The following is a 21,321-nucleotide window of genomic DNA, read 5'->3' on the forward strand; positions in this document are numbered from 1 at the left end:
GGGGGTCGGGAGAATCCGGGTGCCGCACGGATCGACCTATCGGCACCCGTGGCCGCCACTTGATGACCGGCACGGGATCGGCACAATGTGTTTACAGCTGTAAGTTCACGGCGTATGTTTACGGCTGTAAGTTCAAGTGGATGACGGAGGGACTGCCATGCGGATCGCGACGGAAGTGGTCATGCCGGGGCGGGTGGAGCCGGCCGGATTCCAGCTGCGGGAGCGGGCCCTGCCCGCTCCCGCCCGAGGCGAGGTGCTGGTGACCGTGGAAGCCACCGGGATCTCCTTCGCCGAGCACGCCATGCGGCTGGGGCGCTACCCCGGCCAGCCCAGGTTCCCGTTCGTGCCCGGTTACGACCTGGTCGGCACGGTGACCGCGGCCGGCGAGGGTGTGGACGCGGCGCTGGTCGGCCGGCGGATCGCGGCCCTGACCAAGACGGGTGGCTGGGCAACCCAGGTGCTGCTGAAGGCCGCCCACGTGGTGCCGGTCCCGGAGGGCCTGGACCCCGCGGAGGTGGAGGCCCTGGTCGTCAACGGCCTGACCGCCTATCAGATGCTGCACCGCCGGGCGCGGGTGCGCGCCGGCCAGACGATCCTGATCCACGGGGTCAACGGGGGAGTGGGCACCACCTTGACCCAGCTCGCCCGGCACGCCGGCGTCCGGGTCATCGGCACCTCCTCGCCTCGCCATCACGCGGCCCTGCGCGAGCTCGGCGTGCTGCCGGTCGACTACCGCGATCCCGCGTTGGCCACCCTGGTGCGCGAACTCGCCCCGGCCGGGGTGGACGCCGTCTTCGATCACATCGGCGGGGAGAGCATCACCCGGTCCTGGTCACTGCTGGCCGAGGGCGGGACGCTCGTCAGCTACGCCATGCTGAAGGACTCCGGTCCGATGATTCCGGCATTCGTCGCCCTGCTCGGCCGGCTGGCCTGGCTCGACGCCCTGCCCAACGGCCGGCACGCCGGGTTCTTCGACGTCTGGGGCGGCAAGCTGCTGCGGCCGCGACGGTTCCGCCGGCGGCTGCGGCAGGACCTGTCCACCGTGTTCTCCCTGCTGGCCGACGGGACCCTGCGCCCGCAGATCGCCGCCCGGATGCCGCTCACCCGGATCCGCGAGGCGGTCGAACTGGCCGAGTCGCACACGATCGTCGGCAAGGTCGTGCTGGTCCCCGGTCCGCGGTGACCGCGACGGCGAGGCCGGCGACCGTAAGGTGTCGGCTGTGAGTACGACTGCCGGCCCGGCCGCCACCGGACCCCGTGAACGCAACCGCCGCGGCCATGGCGGGCGGCTGCGCACCGACATCGTCGCCGCCGCCGCCGAACTGCTCGACGAAGCCGGCAACGAGCAGGCCGTCACCCTGCGCGCGGTGGCCCGGCGGATCGGGATCGCCGCCCCCTCGATCTACGCACACTTCCCCGACCGGCAGACGATCCTGCTCGCCGTGGTCCAGGACGCTTTCACCGAACTGACCGACACGCTGCGCGCCGCCATCGGTGCGGACGAAGCGGTGACCCGGCTGCGAGCGGCCTGTGCGGCATATCTGGACTTCGCCGCCACCCGTCCGCAGCGTTACCGCGTGATGTTCGGTGGACTGTGGAACGCCGGTGACGCCGTCGACGGCGCGACGGTCTCCGCGACCGAGGCCACCGCGTTGGGCCAGGACGCCCTCGCCGTGCTGGTCACCGCGCTGGACGGCTGCGTGGCGGCCGGCCACTCGACGAGCACCGACACCACCGCCGACACGATCGCCCTCTGGCTGGGCCTGCACGGCCTGGCGCACCAGCGGACCGTCGCCCCGGGTTTCCCGTTCCCCGCCGACATCGCCGACCGCATGATCAGCTCGCTGGCCCGCCTCACCGGTTAGAAAGTGATCGGTCAGGTGCATCCGCCGACGGGTGGACGAGCGAAGTACGAGGTGATGGCACCACCGAGCCACCACCCTTCGCACTTCGAGAGGACCCATGAGGATGAACCTCACCCGACTCGGCAAGCGGGCCACGGTCGTGGCGACCGCTGCGATCGTCGCCTCCGCGCTCGTGGCCGCGCCGGCCTCCGCGCACGGCAAGCCGCTCAAGACCAAGTCCCTGGCGGCCGTGCTGACCGCGGGCAAGGTCGGCTTCGACCGCAACGGCCATGACTACGACATCCTGACCGCTGCGGTGCAGGCGGTACTCAAGGCCAAGCCGGCCAGCCCGGTCGGTGTGCTCGCCGACGGCACCAAGCCGCTGACCGCGTTCCTGCCCAACGACCTCGCGTTCGAGCGGCTGGTCGCGGACATCAAGCACACCAAGCGCCTGCCGAGTGAGAAGAAGGCGTTCACCGCCGTGGCCGGGCTCGGTATCGACACCGTCGAGGCGGTCCTGCTCTACCACGTCGTCCCCGGCGCCCGGATCACCGGCAAGGCGGCCCTCAAGGCCGACGGCGTCCGTCTGACGACCGCCGCGGGCGGCAAGATCAAGGTTGATGTGTACGGCCACGGCCGGCACAAGCGGATCATGTTGATCGACGCCGACCGCAGTGACCGCAACCCGCGGGTGAACAAGGTCGACATCAACAAGGGCAATCGGCAGATCGCGCACGGCATCGACCGGGTGCTGCGCCCCATCGACCTGCCCTGATCCTCGCCCGGTGAGCTGTGGCCCGGTCCGCCCCTACCGGGGTGGGCCGGGCCACGGCCGTACCCGGGGTCCCGGTGCTCGGTCAGGTGGAGCCGCGGACCACCAGCGTGGTGGCCAGGGTGATCGGCTCCGGTGGCGTGGCCGGGTCCAGCAGCATGGCCACCATCGCCTCCGCGGCCGCCGTACCGATGCCGGTCTTGTCCTGGGCGATCGTGGTGAGCCCGGGCGGCACCAGCGCCGCCACCTCGATGTCGTCGAAGCCGACCAGGGCGATGTCGCCGGGGACGCGCAGCCCGGCCTCGTGGATCGCCCGCAGCGCGCCGAGCGCCATCTCGTCACCGGCGGCGAACACCGCGGTCGGCCGGGGCTCGCGGGCGAGCAGCTGGTTCATCGCGGTGTACCCGCTGTCGAGGTACCAGTCGCCGCCGGCGATGGCGGTCTCGGCGAGCGGCAGGTTCGCCGCGGTGAGCCCGGCCCGGAATCCGGCCAGTCGCTGGGCGGCCGGCCAGGCCGGCAGCGGGCCGGTGATGGTGGCGATACGCCGGTGACCGCGTGCGATCAGGTGGTCGGCGGCCAGGCGCCCGCCGCCGGCGTTGTCCGACGTGATGTAGGTGCAGGTCGGCCCGGTGAAGCGCAGGTCGAGGGCGACGCAGGGCACCGGGGCGTCGACCAGGGCGAGCACCGCCGGGTCGCGGCTGCCGTTGTCGATGACCACCACGCCGTCGACGTTGTGGCGCTGCACCGCCCGCACGAAGCGCTCGTCGCCGGGCAGGCCGGGGGACTGGTCGGGGGCGAGCATCAGCAGGTGCAGCCCCTGTGCGCTCAGCGCGCTCTTGAGCGCGACCAGGATGTCCTGCAGGAACGGGTGCCGCCAGCCGGGGCGGCGGTGGTCGGTGTCCCAGACCAGGCCGACCATGTTGGACTTCTTGGTCGCCAGGGTGCGGGCCGACTCGTTCGGCAGGTAGCCGATCTCGGCGGCCATGGCGAGAACGTGCTGCCGGGTGTGCTGGCTGACCACCTCCGGTGTGTTGAAGACCCGGGACACGGTGGCGACGGAGACGCCGCACCGGCGTGCCAATTCCCTGATGCTGGACACTCGAACGTCCTTATGTAACCGGTTTCATCACCGTAACAGCCGTGTGTCGCCGCGGTCAACGCCGTGGATCCCGTTACGTTTCCGTGACTTGACACGCCGGGGATCGATGACGGCAAACTCTTGGCTCAAGGAGCGCATCCGCTCCGCACGACATCTTCCGGCCGCACCCCTGCCGGGGCTCTCGCGTACTTCAGCTCATCTCGTGCTTCGCCCCTGTTCATCGTGTAACCGGTTTCATGAAACCGGTTACACCGATTGAAAGGACCCATTGACATGCGCTTGTCCCGATTGGCGCGCCTCGCTGCGGCCGCCACCGCCGCCACCCTGGTGCTGACCGCCTGCGGCTCCGGAGGCGACTCCGGCAGCGCCGGCGGCAAGGTCACCCTGAACGTCAGCCTGTTCGGCAACTTCGGCTACCAGGAGCTCTACCAGCAGTACCAGCAGGACCACCCGAACATCACGATCAAAGAGCAGACCGCCGACTACAACGCGCACCACCGTGACCTGGCCACCCACCTGGCCACCAACGCCGGCGCCGCGGACATCGAAGCGGTCGACACCGGGTTCATCGCCCAGATGCGCGAGGTCGGCAACCAGTTCACCGACCTGGGCCAGGACCGTGCGTCGCAGTACCTGCCCTGGAAATGGCAGGCGTCGCTGACCAAGGACGGCAAGCAGATCGGGTACGGCACCGACGTCGGCGGCCTGGCCATCTGCTACCGCCGGGACCTGTTCCAGCAGGCCGGCCTGCCCGCCGACCGCGACCAGGTCTCCGCCGCGTGGGCCGGCGGCTGGGACAAGTACATCGAGCTCGGCAAGCAGTTCGCCGCGAAGGCGCCGAAGGGCACCGCGTTCTTCGACGGCGGCGGCGCGCTCTACAACGCCGTGATCGGCCAGGCGCCGGTGGGCTTCTACAACCAGGACAACACCATCGTGGTCGACACCAACCCCGAGGTGCGCAAGGCCTGGGACCAGGTGGTGGCGGCGATCCAGGCCGGCCTGTCGGCCAAGCTGATCGAGAGCTCGCCGGAGTGGAACAACGGCTTCGCCAAGGGCCAGTTCGCCACGATCGCCTGCCCCGCCTGGATGATGGCGAAGATCAAGGACCAGGCCAAGGCGTTCGCCGGCAAGTGGGACGTCGCGGCGGTGCCCGGTGGTGGCGGCAACTGGGGCGGCTCGTACCTGACCATCCCGAAGCAGGGCAAGCACGTCGCGGAGGCCAAGGAGCTCGCCGCCTGGCTCACCGCCCCGGAACAGCAGGCCCGGGTCTTCACCTCGGCGGGTCTGCTGCCCTCGATCCCGGCGCTCTACGACAAGCCGGAGATCGCCGCGCTCAAGGACCCGTTCTTCCACGACGCGCCGGTCGGCAAGATCTTCACGACCGCCGCCAAGGAGCTCGAGCCGCAGTACCAGGGCCCGCGTGCCGGTGACATCCAGACCACCGTCCGCGACGGCCTCAGCCGGGTCGAGCAGGGCAAGCAGAACTCCGAGGAGTCCTGGCAGCAGACGGTCAGCGACGTCAAACGTCTCGCCCGGTAGCCCACCCCTCCGGCCGGCGGTCAGCGGACCGCCGGCCGCCCCGGCGACGAAGGATCGACGATGGCCATCACCGCGCTGAGCTCCCGGCGAGCCGCCCTGAACAAGCTGGACACGAAGGGCTCGCCGTACCTCTACATCACGCCGTTCTTCCTGCTGTTCGGCGTGTTCGGGTTGTTCCCGCTGCTCTACACCGGGTACGTGTCGTTCAACGACTGGAACCTGCTCGACGGCGGCGCACACCAGTGGGTCGGGCTGGCGAACTACCGCGAGATGCTGCACGACCCGTACTTCTGGAACGCCCTGGGCAACACGCTGAGCATCTGGGTGCTGTCCACCGTGCCGCAGCTGCTCGCCGCACTGTGGATCGCGCACCTGCTCAACCACCGGCTGCGCGCCCGCACCAGCCTGCGGATGGGCGTGCTGCTGCCCAACATCACGTCCATCGTGGCCGTGACGATCGTCTTCACCCAGCTGTTCGGCCGGGACTTCGGCATGGTCAACTGGCTGCTCGGGCTGGCCGGCGTCGGCCCGATCGACTGGCAGGCCGACACCTGGAGCTCGCACCTGGCCATCTCGATCATCGTGGCCTGGCGCTGGACCGGGTACAACGCGCTGATCTACCTGGCCTCGATGCAGGCGATCCCGCACGACATGTACGAGGCCGCCGAGCTCGACGGCGCGTCGTCGGGGCAGCAGTTCTGGCGGATCACCGTCCCCCAGCTGCGTCCGACGATCATCTTCACCACGGTGATCTCGACGATCGGCGGCCTGCAGATCATGGCGGAGCCGCTGCTGTTCGCGGGCACCTCGACCCCCACCGGCGGATCCGACCGGCAGTTCCAGACCGCCGCCCTTTTCCTGTACGAGCAGGGGTTCCGCGAGTTCCGGTTCGGCTACGCCTCCGCGATCGCCTGGACCCTGTGCCTGATCATCGCGGTCTTCGCGATCGCCAACTTCCTGCTGACCCGGCGCATCGCCGACGAGGAGTGAGCCGCCGTGACCGCTCTCGCCCACCCGCCGTCCACCCGCGCCCCGGCACCGGGCCCGCCGCGACCGGCCCGCCGCCGCCGCGGTTTCGGCTACCCGCGCCGCGGCTCGGTCTGGACCTACGCCGCGCTGCTCGCCGTCGTGGCCGGCTCGGTCTTCCCGCTCTACTGGTCGTTCGTCGTGTCGTCGCAGACCAGCGAGGCCGTCGCGCAGGTGCCACCGGTCCTGATCCCCGGCGGTCACCTGTTCGACAACGTCGCCCGGGTCTTCGACTCCACCGACTTCGCCAGGGCCCTGATGAACTCGCTGATCGTCAGCGGGTCGATCACGGTCTCGGTGGTGTTCTTCTCCACCCTGGCCGGGTTCGCCTTCGCCAAACTGCGCTTCCGCGGCCGTAAACCGCTGCTGGTGCTGGCCATCGCCACGTCGATGGTGCCGCAGCAGCTCGGCATCATCCCGCTCTACCTGCTGATGTCGAAGATCGGCTGGACCGACCGGCTGGCCGCCGTGATCGTGCCAGGGCTGGTCACCGCGTTCGGCGTCTTCTTCATGACCCAGTACCTGGGCCGGGCGGTGCCCGACGAGCTGCTCGAGGCCGGCCGGATGGACGGCTGCGGCACGTTCGGCCTCTACTGGCACGTGGTGCTGCCGGCCGCCCGGCCCGCCGCGGCGGTCCTCGGCCTGTTCACCTTCATGCAGGCCTGGAACGACTTCTTCTGGCCGCTGGTCGTGCTGCAGAACAACGCCACGGTCCAGGTCGCGCTCTCCTCGCTGGCCAGCGGCTACACCACCGACTACACGCTCACCCTGACCGGAACACTGCTCGCCACCCTGCCGATCCTGGTGATCTTCATGGTCCTCGGCCGGCAGATCGTCGGCGGCATCATGCAAGGAGCCATCAAAGGATGACCACGCCGCAGGAGTTGCCGCAGATGCCGGCCGGATTCGTCTGGGGGACCGCCACGGCGGCGTACCAGATCGAGGGAGCGGCGGCCGAGGACGGTCGCGGCCCGTCGATCTGGGACACGTTCTGCCGCCGCCCGGGCGCCGTCGCCGGGGGCGCCTCCGGCGCGGTGGCCTGCGACAGCTACCACCGCTGGCGCGACGACGTGCAGCTGCTCGACGACCTGGGCGTGGACGCGTACCGGTTCTCGATCGCCTGGCCCCGCGTGCTGCCGACCGGCGCCGGCGCGGTGAACCGGGCCGGGCTCGACTACTACGACCGGCTCGTCGACGGGCTGTGCGAGCGGGGCATCCGGCCGTTCGTCACCCTGTACCACTGGGACCTGCCGCAAGCGCTCGAGGACGCCGGTGGCTGGCGGGCGCGCGACACCGCCGACCACTTCGCCGACTACGCCGCCGTGGTCGCCGGCCGCCTCGGTGACCGGGTCCAGGACTGGATCACCCTCAACGAGCCGTACTGCTCGTCGATCGTGGGATACGCCGAGGGCCGGCACGCGCCGGGCGCCATCGAGGGACACGGTGCGCTCGCGGCCGCGCACCACCTGCTGCTCGGGCACGGCCGGGCGGTCACGGCGCTGCGGGCCGCGTGCCCCGGCGCCCGGGTCGGCATCACGCTCAACCTGTCGCCGGCCGTACCGGTCAGTGACGCGCCGGTGGACCGGGCCGCCGCGGACCGGATGGATCTGCTGCTCAACCGGCAGTTCACCGACCCGGTGCTCGGCGGCGCGTACCCGGAGGGTTTCGAGCGGCTCTACGCCGGCGTCAGCGACCTGTCGTTCCGGCAGGCCGGGGATCTGCAGGTGATCGGCGCCCCGCTGGACTTCCTCGGCGTCAACTACTACTACCGGATCCACGCCGCCGACGCGCCGTACGACCAGCCCGACGCGGCCCTGCGCAGCGCCTGCGACATCGGTGTGCGCTCGGTGCCGCGCGCCGGCGTCCCGGTCACCGCCCTGGGCTGGCCGATCGAACCGCACGGGCTCTACGACACGCTGACCGGGCTGGCGAGCCGCTACCCCGATCTGCCGCCGGTCTACGTGACCGAGAACGGCATCGCCCAGCTGACCGACGACCAGGGACCGGACCCGGACCGGATCCGGTTCATCGCCGAGCACCTGGCCGCCGCCGCCCGGGCCGCCGCGGACGCCCCCGTCGACCTGCGCGGCTACTTCTACTGGTCGCTGATCGACAACTTCGAGTGGGCGCGCGGGTACGCGCCACGCTTCGGCCTGGTGCACGTCGACTACCCGACCGGGGACCGCACCCCGCGGGAGAGCTTCCACTGGCTGCGCAAGCAGCTGGTCAGCCGGTCACGGTGATGGTGACTTTCGCGGTGGGGTGCTGGGCGCTGACGCAGCGGTAGCGGCCCGGCTCGTCGAGGGCGAGGATCTGGGTCTCGCCGGCGTCGAGCCGGGTGTGGTCCTTGGCGCTGCCGGGCGTGCAGACCAGGGTCTGCGCGGCACCGGACCGGTTGACCACGGCGAAGTTCTCGGTGGCCGTGACGGTGGCCGTCGCCGGTCGGAACGCGCCGGCGTCGGTGATGGTCAGCGACGGCTCGGGGGCGCCGCAGCCGCTCTCCCCGGCGACGGTCAGGCGCAGCCGGGCGCCCCCGGTCCGTACCGTGAACGTCCCGGCCTCGGGGAACTGGATGACCTGGCGTTCCTCGAGGCCGATGACGCTGGTGACCATCCCGGCGTCCGGTGCGGTCCGCAGCGGGCGCGCCGTGCCGGTCTTGTTGGTGACGGCGAGGAACGCTCCGCGCTGGATGGTGAGCCCGGTGGGACTGAACGCGTACCCGGAGGGCTTCTCCACGATCGCGACCTTGGTGGCCCGGGTGCAGTCGGCGCTGCCGGCCGGCCCGGTCGCCGGCGCGGTGCGAGCCGGCCCGGTCGTCGTGCGCGGCTGACCGGCGGTGGGCACGGCCGGCGCACAGCCGGCCAGGGACATCACGACCGCGCCGCCGATCGCCCACAGATGTCTGCCTTCGCGCACCGGTTCTCCCTCCGTGGGCGGCGTGCCGCCCGTTCACCCACGGGTAACGGATCGTGGCGGCACCCGGATCAATCGGCGAACAGTGACGGGTCGAAGCCGGCCGCGGCGATGTTCTGGACGTACCGGGCCTCGCTGCCGTCCCGGTTGCCGGTCGGGTTCAGGCTCGACGCCATCACCCGCGCCAGGTCCGCCGTGGCGAACACCCCGGTCGTGTAGCCGGGCACCGCGCCGCTCCTGCCCCACACCGTGACCCCGTCCGGGAACGTCGTGGCCTGCAGCCCCGCGCTGAAACAGGCCCGCCCGGGATGCGGCCCGAGCCGGCAGGTGCCGCCACCGGGGTAGGGCACGTCCGGCAAGGTCAGCATCGGCGCGAGCTGCGCCCGGGGCAGCAGCCTGCCGCCCAGCAGCGCCGACAGGAACCGGGTCAGGTCGGCGGTGCTGGAGACGATCCCGCTCTCCGGCGCACCGGTGGTGACGTCCGCGACGCCTGCCCTGCCGGACCACCGCCCGGCCGAGCCGCTGATGGTGAGCTGCACGCCGGTCACCACCGGGTTCGGCAGCCCGGCGACGGCCCGTCCCAGCAGGGCGGGGTCCAGCTCAGGGAGCTGCGGTGCGGCGCCCTGAGCCCGGCCCGCGACGCCGATCGTGGTCACCAGGCCCAGCACCAGCGCGATCGCAGCGTGCATCGACCTTCTTCGCTTGTTCATCCGGCGAGCGTGCCCGTGAAGGTCCACTCAGGACATCAGGGGAAGCCACCACTCCGGCCCCGATCTCGACTCGGGGCGCCGCGGTGATGCCATAGTGGTTGCGCGTGGCATCACGGTGATGCCATAGTGGCGTCATGGAACTGCGCCCCTACATCGACGCCCTGCGTCACGAGCTCGCGCTCGCGGCCGCGGCCGGCGGCGAGGATGCCCGGGAGCTGGCCGAGCGGCTCACCGCGCCGCTCGAGTCCGCGACCCGGCTCGCGCTGCTGGACGCCCTGTCCGAGGCGGCCGCCGAGATCACCCGTGATCTCGCGCCGGGCTCGGTCGACCTGCGGCTGCGCAACCGCGAGCCCAGCTTCGTGGTGACGCCGGCCCCCGCCGACCTGTGGACCGATCACGCGGCCGTTCCGCCGCCGCCCGACCCGTCCCCGGCGGCCACGCCGGCGCCGGGCGAGGACGAGGCGACCGTCCGGATCAGTCTGCGCCTCCCGGAGCACCTGAAGAGCCGGGTCGAGCAGTCCGCCGCCCGCGCCGGCGTCTCGATCAACACCTGGCTGATCCGGGCCGCGGCCGCCGCGGCCGACGGTGAGACCGCCCGTCCCGCCGCACCGACCGTGACCCCGTCCGGTGGCGCGCAGCGCTACACCGGCTGGGTCCGCTGACTCCCCGAACAGAGCTGACCCCGAGCAGAGCGGAGTGCACCATGCCTTCCTTCGACACCCCCGGACCGATCGCGGTCTCCGTCCAGCTCATCGCCGGTGACCTGCGGGTGATCGCGAGTGACCGGCTGGACACCGTCGTGCAGGTCAACCCGGGTGACATCGCCACCGACCGGGACGTGCTGGCCGCCGAGCAGACCCGCGTCGAGTTCGTCTCCGGCACCCTGACCGTGCGCGGCGCCCGCCACCCCGGCCTCGGCATGTTCGGCAAGGTCGGCGTCGTCGACGTCGTCATCGAGGTGCCGGCCGGCTCCGACCTGGACGCCACGCTGGGCGCCGGCGCGATCCGCTGCACCGGGGTGCTGGGCGCCGCCAAGCTGCGCAGCGGCGCCGGTGACCTGCAGGTCGAGCAGGCCGCCGGTCTGACCGTGACGACCGGGATCGGGCTGGTCACCGCGGAGACCGTCACCGGCGACGCCACCCTGACCACCGGGTCCGGCAAGCTGCGGGTCGGCTCGGTCACCGGGACGGCCGTGCTCAAGAACGGCAACGGCGAGACCTGGGTCGGCCACGCCGGCAGCGAGCTGCGGATCAACTCGGCCAACGGCGACATCGAGGCCGGGCACGCCGACGCCTCGATGACCGCGAACACCGCCAACGGCGACATCAGCGTCCGCGAGCTGGTCCGCGGCTCGGCGACGCTGCGCACCGCGGCCGGCCGCATCGACATCGGCATCCGCAGCGGCACCGCGGCCCGCCTCGACGTGCACACCCAGTTCGGCAAGGTCCGCAACGAGATGACCGCCGCCGACGGCCCGGCCGCGACCGACGAGCAGGCCGAGGTGCGCGCCCGCACCATGTTCGGCGACATCCTGATCCGCCGCTCCTGATCCGCCGCTCCTGATCTGAACCACCGTCCCCGGCCGGGCGCTCGTGTCCCGGCCGGCGATGGCCCCTGCCCGCACCACGCCAGGAGGCACAGATGACCGCGATACTCACGACCCGGCCCGCCGTCTCGGTGGCCGGTCTGCGCAAGAGCTTCGGTACGAAGGTGGTGCTCGACGACATCGACCTGACCGTCACCGAGGGCACGGTGTTCGCGCTGCTCGGCCCGAACGGCGCCGGCAAGACGACAATGGTGCGGATCCTCGCCACTCTGCTCGCGGCGGACGGCGGCTCGATCCGCGTCGCCGGGCACGACCTGACGCGGGAGCCCGACGCGGTCCGCGCGGCGATCGGCCTGACCGGCCAGTTCGCGGCCGTCGACCGGCTGCTGACTGTACGGGAGAATTTGCGGTTGATGGCGGACCTGAACCGGCTGGGCCGTGCCGAAGGCCGCAGCCGGGTGGACGGGTTGATCGAGCGGTTCGACCTCGGTGAGTCGGCCGGCAAGCCGGTGTCGGTGCTCTCCGGCGGTCAGCAACGCCGGGTCGACCTGGCGATGACCCTGGTCGGCGACCCGCGGCTGATCTTCCTGGACGAGCCGACCACCGGCCTCGACCCGCGCAGCCGGCACGAGATGTGGCGGATCGTCCGCGAGCTGGTCGCCGAGGGCGTCACGGTCTTCCTCACCACGCAGTATCTCGACGAGGCGGACGAGCTGGCCGACCGGATCGCCGTGCTCGACCAGGGCCGGATCGTCGCCGAGGGCACCCCCGACGAGCTCAAACGCCGGATCCCCGGCGGGCACCTGCTGCTGCGCTTCGCCGACCCGGCCACCCTGCGCACCGCGGCCGCGGTCCTCGACGCCGCGCAGCGTGACGACGCCGCGCTGACCCTGCAGGTGCCCAGCGACGGCGGTGTCACCTCGCTGCGCGCCGTGCTGGCCGCGCTCGACGCCGTCCACGTCCAGCCGGAACACCTGGCGGTGCACACCCCGGACCTGGACGACGTGTTCTTCGCCTTCACCGGCGCGCCCGCGACCGCTTCCGATATCGCTTCCGAGGAGAACCGATGACGACCCTGGCGCACACCTTCACCGATTCCCGGACCATGTTCCGCCGGCAGTTGCTGCACCTGAAGCGGTATCCGTCGCTGACCGGGATGCTGATCGGCCTGCCGGTGATCTTCCTGCTGCTCTTCGTGTACGTCTTCGGCGGCACGCTCGGCGCCGGCCTCGGTGGCGGCCGCCAGGAGTACGTGAACTACCTGACTCCGGGCATCCTGCTGTTCACCGTGGCCGGTGCGGTGGCCGGCACCGCGATCTCGGTGGCGATGGACATGACCGAGGGCATCGTCGACCGGTTCCGCAGCATGGACATCGCCCGGGCCGCGCTGCTGACCGGCCACGTGCTCGGCAGCCTGGTGCAGATCTTCCTGGCCCTGGGGGTGGTGCTGGGCATCGCGTTGCTGATCGGGTTCCGACCGAACGCGACGCCGCTGGAGTGGCTCGCGGTGATCGGGGTGCTGGCGGCGACCGCGTTCGCGCTGACCTGGTTGGCGGTGGCGCTCGGGATGGCCGCGGACAGTGTGGAGACGGCCAGCAACACGCCGATGTTCCTGAGCCTGCTGCCGTTCCTGGGCAGCGGTTTCGTGCCGACCGAGTCGATGCCGTCGGGGTTGCGGGCGTTCGCCGACTACCAGCCGTTCACCCCGGTCATCGAAACCCTGCGCGGGCTGCTGCTGGGCACGGGGATCGGAAACAGCGCGGTCATCGCCCTGGCCTGGTGCGCGGCAATCTCGCTGCTGTCCTACGCGTGGGCCAAACGCAAGTACAACCAGCGCGCGTCCCGGTAGATCCCGTGCCGCCCCCGGCCGCGGTGTTTCACCGATGACCGGCCGGTCCGGTTCCGGGACCTGAGGAGGAACCAGGCGCTTGTGTACGACTTAGGTCGTACACAAGGAGCCCGCTCTGCGGTGGACGCCGCGGCGCGCCACGGTCCTTAGCGTCGATCTCGTCAGCGGGTGTCGACGTCGCAGGGAGCGGTTGTGTCAGCGGAAGAAGATCTCGGGCGGCCGTTGCTCGTGGCGGAGGATCTGGTGAAGTCGTTCGGGGTGACCCGGGCGTTGGACGGTGCGTCGCTGCGGGTGTTCCCCGGGGAGGTGCTGGCGCTGACCGGGCCGTCCGGGTCGGGAAAGTCGACGTTGCTGCACTGCCTGTCCGGGGTGATCGCGCCGGACTCCGGGCGGGTCGGGTACGCCGGTCACGACGTCGCCGCGATGTCCGATCGGCAACGCAGCGCGCTGCGGCGTAGCGCGTTCGGGTTCGTGTTCCAGTTCGGGCAGCTGGTGCCGGAGCTGACCTGCCTGGAGAACGTCGCGTTGCCGTTGCGGCTGGCCGGGGCGCGCCGTGCGACGGCGTCCGCGCGGGCCGCCGAGCTGCTCGACCGGCTCGAGGTGGCTGATGTCGCGGACAAGCGGCCCGGTCAGGCGTCCGGTGGGCAGGGGCAGCGGGTCGCGGTGGCTCGCGCGCTGATCACCGAGCCGCGGGTGATCTTCGCGGATGAGCCGACCGGGGCGCTCGACTCGCGCAACGGCGAACGGGTGATGCGGCTGCTGATCGCGGCGGCCAAGGAGCGCGGGGCCGCGGTCGTGCTGGTCACGCACGAGGCGCAGATCGCGTCGTTCGCCGACCGGGAAGCCGTGTTCCGCGACGGCAAGGTCGCCGGCTCGGCGATGGCCCGATGACCGCTATTGATCTCACCCGGGGCCGGTTCGCCTGGCTGAGCGACCTCGCCCTGGCGGTGCGCCTGAGTGTGGCCGGTGGGCGCTCCGGCTGGCTGCGGCTCACCATGATCGCGGCCGGGGTGGGGCTGGGCGTGGCGATGCTGCTGCTGGTGGCGGCCGTGCCCACGGCCGGCGCGGCCCGCGAGCAACGCCGCAACGACCGGGCGACCGGCGCTGCCGCCGAGCAGGCCGGGCCGGGCACGCTGCTGGTGCTGACCGTGGAGACCCGGTTCCGCGACGTGACCGTGCGCGGTCGGATGGTCCGCGCGGAGGGTACCCGAGCTCCGGTGCCGCCCGGCCTGTCCCGGGTGCCGGCCGCGGGAGAGCTGGTCGTTTCGCCGGCGTTGGCCGCGCTGCTCGACGGTCCCGGCGGTGACCTGCTGGCCGAGCGCTGGCCGGCCCGGGTGACCGGCACGATCGCGCCGACCGGGCTTTCCGGGCCGGACGAGGTCTACTTCTACCTGGGCTCGGGCACGCTGAGGCCGGACGGCGGGGCGACGCGGGTCACCTCGTTCGGCGGGGGAGCACCGTCGGCCGCGGATCCGACCATGGTCACCCTGGCGATCATCGGGCTGGTGATCGTGCTGCTGCCGGTGCTGATCTTCGTGATGACGGCGGTGCGGTTCGGCAGCGAGACCCGCGAGCGCCAGCTCGCCGCGATCCGGCTGGTCGGCGCGGACAGCCGGATGACCCATCGGATCGCGGCCGGGGACAGCCTGGTCGGGGCGGTGCTCGGGCTGGCCGTGGGCGCGCTGGGCTTCCTGGCGGCGCGCCCGTTCGTCGGGGGACTGCTGCCGGCGGACTTCACGCCGTACCCGAAAGATCTGGAACCGGGGTTGACGCTGGTCGCCTCGATCGTGATTTTGGTGCCGGTCGGCGCGGTGCTGGTGACCGTTTCTGCCCTGCGGCGGGTGATCATCGAGCCGCTCGGTGTGGTGCGGCGCGGGATCGTGCGGCGCCGGCGGCTCTGGTGGCGGCTGCTCCCGCCCGCCGCCGGGGTGGCGCTGCTGGCCGGCGGTCAGCTCGCGGCCGGGGTGCTGCTGTTGCTGGTCGGGGTGGTGTCGCTGTTGCCGTGGCTGGTGCAGGCGGTGGTGCGCCGGCTCGGTGGTGGCAGTGTGGCCTGGCAGCTGGGGGTGCGGCGGTTGCAGCTGGACAGTGACACCGCGGTGCGGGCGGTGTCCGGGATCGCGGTGTCGGTGGCCGGGGTGATCGCGATCCAGGGCCTGCTCGGCGCGTCGGTCGCGGCCACCAGCGAGGCCGAACCGCCGAAGGACCGGTTCCAGGCCGCGGTCTTCACCAACGGCGCCGACGGCACCGGCTGGCCCACCGAGCTGTCCGCGACGGCCGGCGTGCGCGAGGTCCGGCTGTCCGGTTACGGTCAGCTGGGTGACTATCTGGTACGGCTGGGTGACTGCGACGTGCTGCGCCAGTTCGCGCCGCTGCCGTCGTGTGCCGACGGGGACAGCTTCGTGGCGACCATGCCGGGCTGGGAGAGCGGGAGCCTGCCCGCCGGTGAGACCGTCCCGTTCACCGGCGACGACCGGCCGCTCGGCAGCTGGACCGTGCCGGCCGGCCGGCCCACCGTGCGGCTCTACACCAGCGCGGCGGGACCGATGGAATACCTGGCCACCCCCGGTGCCCTCGGCATCCGGCCGGACCTGCGCGGCACCACCACGGACGCGTTCCTGATCACGCTGGATCCCGGTGACCCGGACGCGATCGAACGACTGCGCACCACGATGACCCGGGTGGCTCCGGACGCGCCGCTGCAGGTCTACGGCGACGAGCACCTGACCCGGCAGTTCCAGGGCGCCCAGCAGGTGGCCCAGTCCTGTGCGGTCCTGCTGCTGCTGTTCATCGGCGCCAGCATGCTGGTCAACGTGGTCGAGCAGCTGCGCGAACGGCGGCGGCTGCTGGCCGTGCTGACCGCGTTCGGCGCGACCCGCCGGGTGCTGTCCGCGTCCGTTTTCTATCAGGTAGCCATTCCGGCCGCGATCGGGATCGCGCTGGCCGTGGTCACCGGCGGCGGCCTGTCGGCGACCCTGCTGTCGGCGACCGGCGCCCCGGTCGAGCTGGACTGGCCGGCGATCACCGGGATCACCGTCGCCGGCATCACCATGGTGCTGGCCGTCACCGCCGCGAGCCTGCCGCTGCTGGCCCGGCTCACCAAGGCACAGGAGTTGAGGAGCGAATGATCCGGTCTGCCGGTCGAGCCACTAGCGTCGCCGACATGTGGTCTCCCTCGCGCCGGGCGTTGCTGGTCGACCTGGTCGTCTCCGGTGCGGTGACCGGGCTGGCGGTCTGGTGGTGGCACCAGTTCCCGCTCGGCGGGTTCGTCTACGGCGTCCTGGCCGGGGTGGCACTGATGTGGCGGCGGCGCCGGCCGGTGCTGGTCCTCGCGCTGGTGGCGGCGCTGACCGCGGCGGCCGCACCGGTCACGGTGCACGGCTCGCAGCTGCACGAGGGCATGCTGCTGATCACGATCGCCGTGGCGATGCACGCGGCGGTCGCCCATACCGACCGGCTGCGCACCGGCGTGCTCACCGGGCTCGCCGCGGTGCTCCTCGGCACGGCGTTGATGGTGGGGCGGACCTGGCTCGAGTTCGGCGACGCCACGCTGGATCCGCAGGACGTGGCAGGGATGTTCGGGGTGGTGTTCAGCTACGGCGCGGTGGTGTGGGCGGCCGGGCTCGGCATCCGGGCCCTGCGCCAGCAGCGGCTGCTCGGCGAACAGGGGCGGGCGAGCGCGGAACGCGAGGGCCGGCACCTGGCCCGGATCGCGGTGGTCGAGGAACGCGCCCGGATCGCCCGGGAACTGCACGACATCGTGGCGCACTCGCTGTCGGTGATGGTGCTGCAGGCCAACGGCGCGGCGTACGTGTTCGACCGGGATCCCGAACGGGCCCGGGAAGCGCTGCGCGCGATCGGCTCGACCGGCAGCGAGGCCCTGGAGGAGATCAAACAGCTGGTGCGGATCCTGCGCAGTGACTCCGAGGAGCTCACCGACCGCAGCCCGGTCGGCCTCGGCCAGCTCGACGCGGTGGTGGAACGCGCGCGCGGGGCCGGTCTGCCGGTCGAGCTGGAGGTCGAGGGCACCCCGCCGGAGATGCCCGGGGGCGTGGTGCTGGCGGTGTACCGGATCGTGCAGGAGTCACTGACCAACACGATCAAGCACGCCGGGGCGGGGGCGCGTGCTGTCGTACACGTGCATTATCGGCCGGAGAGCGTCGAGGTCACGGTGACCGACAGCGGTGATCAGCCGGCGGCGGTGACGCCGGGCGGACATGGGGTGATCGGGATGCGGGAACGGGTGAACCTGTACAGCGGGACGTTCGCGGCGGGCCCGCAAGCCGGTGGCGGCTGGCAGGTGCGGGCGTTGATCCCGCTCGCGGACGTGGCGGTGGCGCGATGATCCGGGTGGTGCTCGTCGACGATCAGCACCTGGTGCGGGCCGGGTTCCGGATGGTCCTCGACTACCAGGACGACATGACCGTGGTGGGGGAGGCCGGGGACGGGGCCGAGGCGCTGCGGCTGCTGCGGACCACCGCGGCCGACGTGGTGGTGATGGACCTGCGGATGCCGGTGCTCGACGGTGTCGCCGCGACCCGGCAGATCTGCGCGGCGGGGGCGCTGCCGCGGGTGCTGGTGCTGACGACGTTCGACACCGACGAGGAGGCGTTCGCGGCGCTGCAGGCGGGGGCGAGCGGGTTCCTGCTCAAGAGCGTGCCGCCGGAGGAGTTGCTGTCGGCGATCCGGGTGGTGGCCGGCGGGGAGGCGGTGGTGGCGCCGCGGGTCACCCGGCGGTTGCTGGACCGGTTCGCCGGGCGGCTGGTGGACCGGTCCGCGGATCCGGCCGCCGCGCACGGGCTCACCGAGCGGGAGAGCGAGGTGCTGTTGCTGCTGGCGCAGGGGATGTCGAATGCGGAGATCGGTGGGCGGCTGCACGTCGCCGAGGCCACGGTCAAAACCCACATCGGCCGGATCCTGCAGAAGCTGGGGCTGCGCGACCGGGTCCAGGCCGTGGTTTTCGCGTACGAATCCGGGTTGGTGAGCCCCAGCGGTGACACCTGATCGCCGTTCAGGTGGGGATGGTCGGCCGTTCGCGACCAGGCAGCACCGCCGCGCCCTCGAGCAGGTGGAGCTCGGGGGTCAGGCCGGGAGCAGGTCGGCGAGCAGGGTTTCGATGCGGGTCTTGATCTCGTCGCGGATCGGGCGGACCGCCTCGACGCCCTTGCCGGCCGGGTCGTCGAGTTTCCAGTCCTCGTAGCGTTTGCCGGGGAAGACCGGGCAGGCGTCGCCACAGCCCATCGTGATGATCACGTCGGAGGACTGTGCGGTCTCCCACTCCAGCTTCTGCGGGGTCTGGCCGGTGATGTCGATGCCGACCTCGCGCATCGCCTCCACGGCGGACGGGTTGATCTTGTCGCCGGGTGCCGACCCGGCGGAACCGACCTCGACCCGGTCACCGGCGAGGTGGCGCAGCCAGCCGGCGGCCATCTGGGACCGGCCGGCGTTGTGGACGCAGACGAACAGGACGGTGGGCTTGGTGTCGCTCATCAGCTGTGCTTCCTCGAGGGCCGGTGACGGGTGCGGTGGTCAGGGGGTCCGGTCGTCGGTGGGGTAGAGGGCCAGGAGCAGGCCGACACCGATCACCAGCCCGGCGAGCTGGGCGATCACGAAACCGGGGACCGAGGCCGGGGCGATGCCGGCGAACGTGTCGGTGAAGGCACGGCCGATCGTGACGGCCGGGTTCGCGAAGCTCGTCGACGAGGTGAACCAGTACGCGGCGCCGATGTACGCACCGACCGCGGCCGGGGCGACCGCGGCCCGCCCGGAACGGCCGAGCGCGAAGATCAGCAGGAGCAGCCCGGCGACCGCGACGATCTCGCCGAGCCACAGGTGCCCGGCGGCCCGGTCCTTGGTGGAGAACGTGACCGGGGCCAGGTCGAACATCAGGTTCGCCAGGACCGAGCCGGCGACGGCCCCGGAGGTCTGCGCTACGGCGTACCCACCAAGGTTTTTGATCGTCAGACCGGTGCCGGCGCGGCGGCCGAGGAACCAGTCGGCCGCCGACACCACCGGGTTGAAGTGCGCGCCGGAGATCGGACCGAAGGTGAGGATCAGCGCGCCGAGCACGAGCGCGGTCGCGACCGAGTTCTCGAGCAGTTGCAGGCCGATGTCGTGCGGGGAGAGCGTGGTGGCCATGATGCCGGAGCCGACGACGGCGGTGACCAGCAGTGCGGTGCCGAGGAACTCGGCGAGCAGCCGCCGCCGGAAGGCGATGGCGGGCCGAGGCTCGGTCGTCGCCGCGATCACGGCCGGGTTGACGTCAGTCATGGTCGGCTCCGGTGGTGAGGACGGGCGCGATCCGGTCGATCCGGTCGGCCAGGTCGGTGTAGGCGGCCTCGAACGCCGCGTCGGTGTCGACGCGTGCCGGGTCCGGCACCGACCAGTGCAGGCGGGGCCGGACGGCGCCGGTGAGGTCCTCGTGGGCGTTGTCGCAGACCGCGATGATCAGGTCGCCGTCGTGCACGACGTCCTCGACGTGGTGGGTGCCGGTCGGGTCCAGGGCGAGGCCGTGGTCGTGGGCGACCCGCACGGCGCGGGGGTGGACCCGCGGTGCCGGATGGGTGCCGGCCGAGGTGACGGTGCCGCCGATCCGGTCGCGCCAGAGCGCGGCGGCGAGCTGGGAACGGGCCGAGTTGTGGGTGCAGACGAACACCACCCGTTCCGCGCCGGCCAGCCCCGGGGCGGTCAGCGAGGACAGCATCCCGGGCACCAGGCGCAGGTAGGTGCGGCGGCGATCGCCTTCGGAACGGGTTCGTGCGAGCAGGCCGGCGTCCTGCAGCACCTTCACGTGGTGGGCGACCAGGTTGGTCGGGATGCCCAGGGCCACCGAGATCTCGCCGGGGGAGGCGTCGCCGAGGGTGAGCGCGTCGACGATGGCGAGGCGGGCGGGATCGCCGAGGGCGGCGTGGACCCGGGCCCGCGCGACCAGCGACAAAGCTTCAGCGTTCATTGACTCAATTATTACTGAGCCATATCCGGATTGGCAAACGAACGGCGGGTGAACAAGCCCGCCCGGCGTCAGGCGGTGCCGGCTTCGAGGGCGAGCAGGATGCTCAACTGCCGCATCAGGTCCGGCCGGGGCCGGTAGTAGACCCAGCTGCCGCGGCGTTCCGCGTCGACCAGGCCCGCCTCGCGCAGTGTCTTCAGGTGGTGCGAGATGGTCGGCCCGGACAGCTCGAACGCCGGGGTCAGGTCGCACACGCAGATCTCGCCGCCGGGCGCGGACGCGATCATCGACATCAGCTGCAGCCGGACCGGGTCGCCGAGCGCCTTGAACGCCGGGGCCAGCACCGCGGCGGTGGCCGCCGGGATCCGGCGCGTGGCCAGCGGCGGGCAGCACGGCACGTCCGTCGCGGGATCGGTGACCGCGAGCGACTCGCCTGATTTTGACACGTGTCTAGGTTGACATCTATCGAAACCGTGTGCAACTCTTCATTTCGAGAAGCATCTAATTCAAGAGATGTCGAATCCGAACCTGGCGAAGGAGTACGACGATGAGCACCGCGATCGTCCGGCCGATGCGGGCGGGTGACGCCGCCGCGGTGCTGGCGATCTACCAGGCCGGCCTCGACGGTGGCGACGCCAGCTTCGAGACCACCGCACCCACCTGGACGGTGTTCGACACGGCGAAACTGCCCGCCCACCGCCTCGTCGCGGCCGACGCGACCGGCACGGTGCGGGGCTGGGTCGCCGTCACCGCGGTGTCGGCCCGCCCGGTCTACGCCGGAGTGGTCGAACACTCGATCTACGTCGACCCGTCCGCCCGGGGACACGGTGTCGGCCGGGCCCTGTTGCAGGCGCTGATCGCCTCCACCGAGCGGGCCGGCATCTGGACGATCCAGTCCGGGATATTTCCGGAGAACACCGCCAGCCTCGCCCTGCACACCGCCTGCGGGTTCCGCACCGTCGGCGTGCGCGAACGCCTCGGCCGTCACGCCGCGTACGACCACCGGTGGCGTGACGTCGTGCTCATCGAACGCCGTAGCCCACACCTCTGACCCTTTCTCCCGCAAGGAGTCCCACT

General features: G+C 71.8%; 23 protein-coding genes. 16 read left to right on the forward strand and 7 right to left on the reverse strand.

Annotated features, from left to right (window positions below; all coding sequences use genetic code 11):
* Positions 1-157 precede the first annotated feature (157 nt).
* The 3 genes from ADL15_RS40125 (at position 158) to ADL15_RS40135 (ending at position 2,619) form a co-directional block, all read left to right on the forward strand.
* Positions 158-1,183, forward strand: coding sequence for a medium chain dehydrogenase/reductase family protein (locus ADL15_RS40125; protein ID WP_067703197.1), 1,026 nt, complete (start codon positions 158-160; stop codon positions 1,181-1,183).
* Between the two features lie 37 nt (positions 1,184-1,220).
* A complete protein-coding gene (locus tag ADL15_RS40130; RefSeq protein WP_067703201.1) occupies positions 1,221-1,865 on the forward strand; it encodes a TetR/AcrR family transcriptional regulator in 645 nt (214 codons plus the stop codon).
* 103 nt (positions 1,866-1,968) lie between these two features.
* A complete protein-coding gene (locus tag ADL15_RS40135; protein WP_067703203.1) occupies positions 1,969-2,619 on the forward strand; it encodes a fasciclin domain-containing protein in 651 nt (216 codons plus the stop codon).
* 82 nt (positions 2,620-2,701) lie between these two features.
* Here the strand turns inward: ADL15_RS40135 and ADL15_RS40140 are convergent, their stop codons facing one another.
* Positions 2,702-3,715: a LacI family DNA-binding transcriptional regulator gene (locus ADL15_RS40140; protein WP_067703205.1), complete on the reverse strand. Its 1,014-nt coding sequence runs from the start codon at positions 3,713-3,715 to the stop codon at positions 2,702-2,704.
* A gap of 273 nt (positions 3,716-3,988) precedes the next feature.
* On the opposite strand from ADL15_RS40140, the gene ADL15_RS40145 reads away from it, so the two are divergent.
* From ADL15_RS40145 to ADL15_RS40160, 4 genes are read left to right on the forward strand one after another with little or no spacing between them, the layout of a single operon-like run.
* Positions 3,989-5,254 (forward strand): ABC transporter substrate-binding protein, encoded by a 1,266-nt coding sequence (locus ADL15_RS40145; protein ID WP_067703207.1) that lies wholly within the window; start codon positions 3,989-3,991, stop codon positions 5,252-5,254.
* 60 nt (positions 5,255-5,314) lie between these two features.
* On the forward strand, positions 5,315-6,244 hold the full coding sequence (locus ADL15_RS40150) for a carbohydrate ABC transporter permease (RefSeq protein ID WP_067703209.1): 930 nt from the start codon (positions 5,315-5,317) through the stop codon (positions 6,242-6,244).
* 6 nt (positions 6,245-6,250) lie between these two features.
* Positions 6,251-7,150 (forward strand): carbohydrate ABC transporter permease, encoded by a 900-nt coding sequence (locus ADL15_RS40155; RefSeq protein WP_067703211.1) that lies wholly within the window; start codon positions 6,251-6,253, stop codon positions 7,148-7,150.
* Positions 7,147-8,523 carry a GH1 family beta-glucosidase gene (locus ADL15_RS40160; protein ID WP_067703213.1) on the forward strand — a complete coding sequence of 459 codons (1,377 nt, stop codon included), beginning with the start codon at positions 7,147-7,149 and terminating at the stop codon, positions 8,521-8,523. The genes ADL15_RS40155 and ADL15_RS40160 overlap by 4 nt, the downstream gene beginning before the upstream one ends.
* Here the strand turns inward: ADL15_RS40160 and ADL15_RS40165 are convergent.
* Both ADL15_RS40165 and ADL15_RS40170 read right to left on the reverse strand, forming a co-directional pair.
* Entirely contained in the window at positions 8,507-9,196 is a 690-nt protein-coding gene (locus ADL15_RS40165; RefSeq protein WP_067703215.1) for a cupredoxin domain-containing protein, read from the reverse strand. The two genes, ADL15_RS40160 and ADL15_RS40165, sit on opposite strands and share 17 nt — an antisense overlap.
* A gap of 68 nt (positions 9,197-9,264) precedes the next feature.
* On the reverse strand, positions 9,265-9,882 hold the full coding sequence (locus ADL15_RS40170) for a serine hydrolase (RefSeq protein WP_067703218.1): 618 nt from the start codon (positions 9,880-9,882) through the stop codon (positions 9,265-9,267).
* A gap of 155 nt (positions 9,883-10,037) precedes the next feature.
* On the opposite strand from ADL15_RS40170, the gene ADL15_RS40175 reads away from it, so the two are divergent.
* The 8 genes from ADL15_RS40175 (at position 10,038) to ADL15_RS40210 (ending at position 18,299) form a co-directional block, all read left to right on the forward strand.
* Positions 10,038-10,565 (forward strand): histidine kinase, encoded by a 528-nt coding sequence (locus ADL15_RS40175; protein ID WP_067703221.1) that lies wholly within the window; start codon positions 10,038-10,040, stop codon positions 10,563-10,565.
* 41 nt (positions 10,566-10,606) lie between these two features.
* Positions 10,607-11,452, forward strand: a complete 846-nt coding sequence (locus ADL15_RS40180; RefSeq protein ID WP_067703224.1) for a DUF4097 family beta strand repeat-containing protein — start codon at positions 10,607-10,609, stop codon at positions 11,450-11,452.
* A 92-nt stretch (positions 11,453-11,544) separates the two neighbouring features.
* The gene (locus ADL15_RS40185) at positions 11,545-12,519 is read left to right on the forward strand and encodes an ATP-binding cassette domain-containing protein (RefSeq protein WP_067703227.1); all 975 of its coding nucleotides are present in this window, start codon (positions 11,545-11,547) and stop codon (positions 12,517-12,519) included.
* Positions 12,516-13,298 carry an ABC transporter permease gene (locus tag ADL15_RS40190; protein ID WP_067703230.1) on the forward strand — a complete coding sequence of 261 codons (783 nt, stop codon included), beginning with the start codon at positions 12,516-12,518 and terminating at the stop codon, positions 13,296-13,298. The genes ADL15_RS40185 and ADL15_RS40190 overlap by 4 nt, the downstream gene beginning before the upstream one ends.
* 192 nt (positions 13,299-13,490) lie before the next feature.
* Positions 13,491-14,189: an ABC transporter ATP-binding protein gene (locus ADL15_RS40195; protein WP_157441904.1), complete on the forward strand. Its 699-nt coding sequence runs from the start codon at positions 13,491-13,493 to the stop codon at positions 14,187-14,189.
* On the forward strand, positions 14,186-16,423 hold the full coding sequence (locus ADL15_RS40200; protein ID WP_067703236.1) for an ABC transporter permease: 2,238 nt from the start codon (positions 14,186-14,188) through the stop codon (positions 16,421-16,423). Before ADL15_RS40195 ends, ADL15_RS40200 begins: the two co-directional genes overlap by 4 nt.
* 35 nt (positions 16,424-16,458) lie before the next feature.
* Positions 16,459-17,640, forward strand: a complete 1,182-nt coding sequence (locus tag ADL15_RS40205) for a sensor histidine kinase (RefSeq protein WP_067703238.1) — start codon at positions 16,459-16,461, stop codon at positions 17,638-17,640.
* Positions 17,637-18,299 (forward strand): response regulator, encoded by a 663-nt coding sequence (locus tag ADL15_RS40210; RefSeq protein ID WP_067703239.1) that lies wholly within the window; start codon positions 17,637-17,639, stop codon positions 18,297-18,299. Before ADL15_RS40205 ends, ADL15_RS40210 begins: the two co-directional genes overlap by 4 nt.
* A gap of 78 nt (positions 18,300-18,377) precedes the next feature.
* On the opposite strand, the gene ADL15_RS56055 is transcribed toward ADL15_RS40210, so the two are convergent.
* From ADL15_RS56055 to ADL15_RS40230, 4 genes are all read right to left on the reverse strand, one after another.
* On the reverse strand, positions 18,378-18,785 hold the full coding sequence (locus ADL15_RS56055; RefSeq protein WP_067703240.1) for an arsenate reductase ArsC: 408 nt from the start codon (positions 18,783-18,785) through the stop codon (positions 18,378-18,380).
* Positions 18,786-18,824: 39 nt separating this feature from the next.
* The gene (locus tag ADL15_RS56060; RefSeq protein ID WP_232344852.1) at positions 18,825-19,565 is read right to left on the reverse strand and encodes an aquaporin; all 741 of its coding nucleotides are present in this window, start codon (positions 19,563-19,565) and stop codon (positions 18,825-18,827) included.
* Positions 19,558-20,247 (reverse strand): arsenate reductase/protein-tyrosine-phosphatase family protein, encoded by a 690-nt coding sequence (locus tag ADL15_RS40225; protein WP_067703241.1) that lies wholly within the window; start codon positions 20,245-20,247, stop codon positions 19,558-19,560. The genes ADL15_RS56060 and ADL15_RS40225 overlap by 8 nt, the downstream gene beginning before the upstream one ends.
* A 68-nt stretch (positions 20,248-20,315) precedes the next feature.
* Positions 20,316-20,690, reverse strand: coding sequence for an ArsR/SmtB family transcription factor (locus ADL15_RS40230; protein ID WP_067703243.1), 375 nt, complete (start codon positions 20,688-20,690; stop codon positions 20,316-20,318).
* A gap of 101 nt (positions 20,691-20,791) precedes the next feature.
* Between ADL15_RS40230 and ADL15_RS40235 the strand changes: the two genes are divergently transcribed.
* Positions 20,792-21,295: a GNAT family N-acetyltransferase gene (locus tag ADL15_RS40235; RefSeq protein ID WP_067703245.1), complete on the forward strand. Its 504-nt coding sequence runs from the start codon at positions 20,792-20,794 to the stop codon at positions 21,293-21,295.
* The last annotated feature ends 26 nt before the right edge of the window (positions 21,296-21,321 follow it).

Source organism: Actinoplanes awajinensis subsp. mycoplanecinus (assembly GCF_001509495.1).
Lineage (GTDB): Bacteria > Actinomycetota > Actinomycetes > Mycobacteriales > Micromonosporaceae > Actinoplanes > Actinoplanes palleronii.

Excerpts from the sequence above, each read along its gene's own strand:
- ADL15_RS40125 (WP_067703197.1), top strand. The coding sequence starts at position 158 with ATGCGGATCGCGACGGAAGTGGTCATGCCGGGGCGGGTGGAGCCGGCC.
- ADL15_RS40135 (WP_067703203.1), top strand. The coding sequence starts at position 1,969 with ATGAACCTCACCCGACTCGGCAAGCGGGCCACGGTCGTGGCGACCGCT.
- ADL15_RS40145 (WP_067703207.1), top strand. The coding sequence starts at position 3,989 with ATGCGCTTGTCCCGATTGGCGCGCCTCGCTGCGGCCGCCACCGCCGCC.
- ADL15_RS40150 (WP_067703209.1), top strand. The coding sequence starts at position 5,315 with ATGGCCATCACCGCGCTGAGCTCCCGGCGAGCCGCCCTGAACAAGCTG.
- ADL15_RS40160 (WP_067703213.1), top strand. The coding sequence starts at position 7,147 with ATGACCACGCCGCAGGAGTTGCCGCAGATGCCGGCCGGATTCGTCTGG.
- ADL15_RS40170 (WP_067703218.1), bottom strand. The coding sequence starts at position 9,882 with ATGCACGCTGCGATCGCGCTGGTGCTGGGCCTGGTGACCACGATCGGC.
- ADL15_RS40175 (WP_067703221.1), top strand. The coding sequence starts at position 10,038 with ATGGAACTGCGCCCCTACATCGACGCCCTGCGTCACGAGCTCGCGCTC.
- ADL15_RS40180 (WP_067703224.1), top strand. The coding sequence starts at position 10,607 with ATGCCTTCCTTCGACACCCCCGGACCGATCGCGGTCTCCGTCCAGCTC.
- ADL15_RS40185 (WP_067703227.1), top strand. The coding sequence starts at position 11,545 with ATGACCGCGATACTCACGACCCGGCCCGCCGTCTCGGTGGCCGGTCTG.
- ADL15_RS40190 (WP_067703230.1), top strand. The coding sequence starts at position 12,516 with ATGACGACCCTGGCGCACACCTTCACCGATTCCCGGACCATGTTCCGC.
- ADL15_RS40200 (WP_067703236.1), top strand. The coding sequence starts at position 14,186 with ATGACCGCTATTGATCTCACCCGGGGCCGGTTCGCCTGGCTGAGCGAC.
- ADL15_RS40205 (WP_067703238.1), top strand. The coding sequence starts at position 16,459 with ATGTGGTCTCCCTCGCGCCGGGCGTTGCTGGTCGACCTGGTCGTCTCC.
- ADL15_RS40210 (WP_067703239.1), top strand. The coding sequence starts at position 17,637 with ATGATCCGGGTGGTGCTCGTCGACGATCAGCACCTGGTGCGGGCCGGG.
- ADL15_RS56055 (WP_067703240.1), bottom strand. The coding sequence starts at position 18,785 with ATGAGCGACACCAAGCCCACCGTCCTGTTCGTCTGCGTCCACAACGCC.
- ADL15_RS56060 (WP_232344852.1), bottom strand. The coding sequence starts at position 19,565 with ATGACTGACGTCAACCCGGCCGTGATCGCGGCGACGACCGAGCCTCGG.
- ADL15_RS40225 (WP_067703241.1), bottom strand. The coding sequence starts at position 20,247 with ATGAACGCTGAAGCTTTGTCGCTGGTCGCGCGGGCCCGGGTCCACGCC.
- ADL15_RS40235 (WP_067703245.1), top strand. The coding sequence starts at position 20,792 with ATGAGCACCGCGATCGTCCGGCCGATGCGGGCGGGTGACGCCGCCGCG.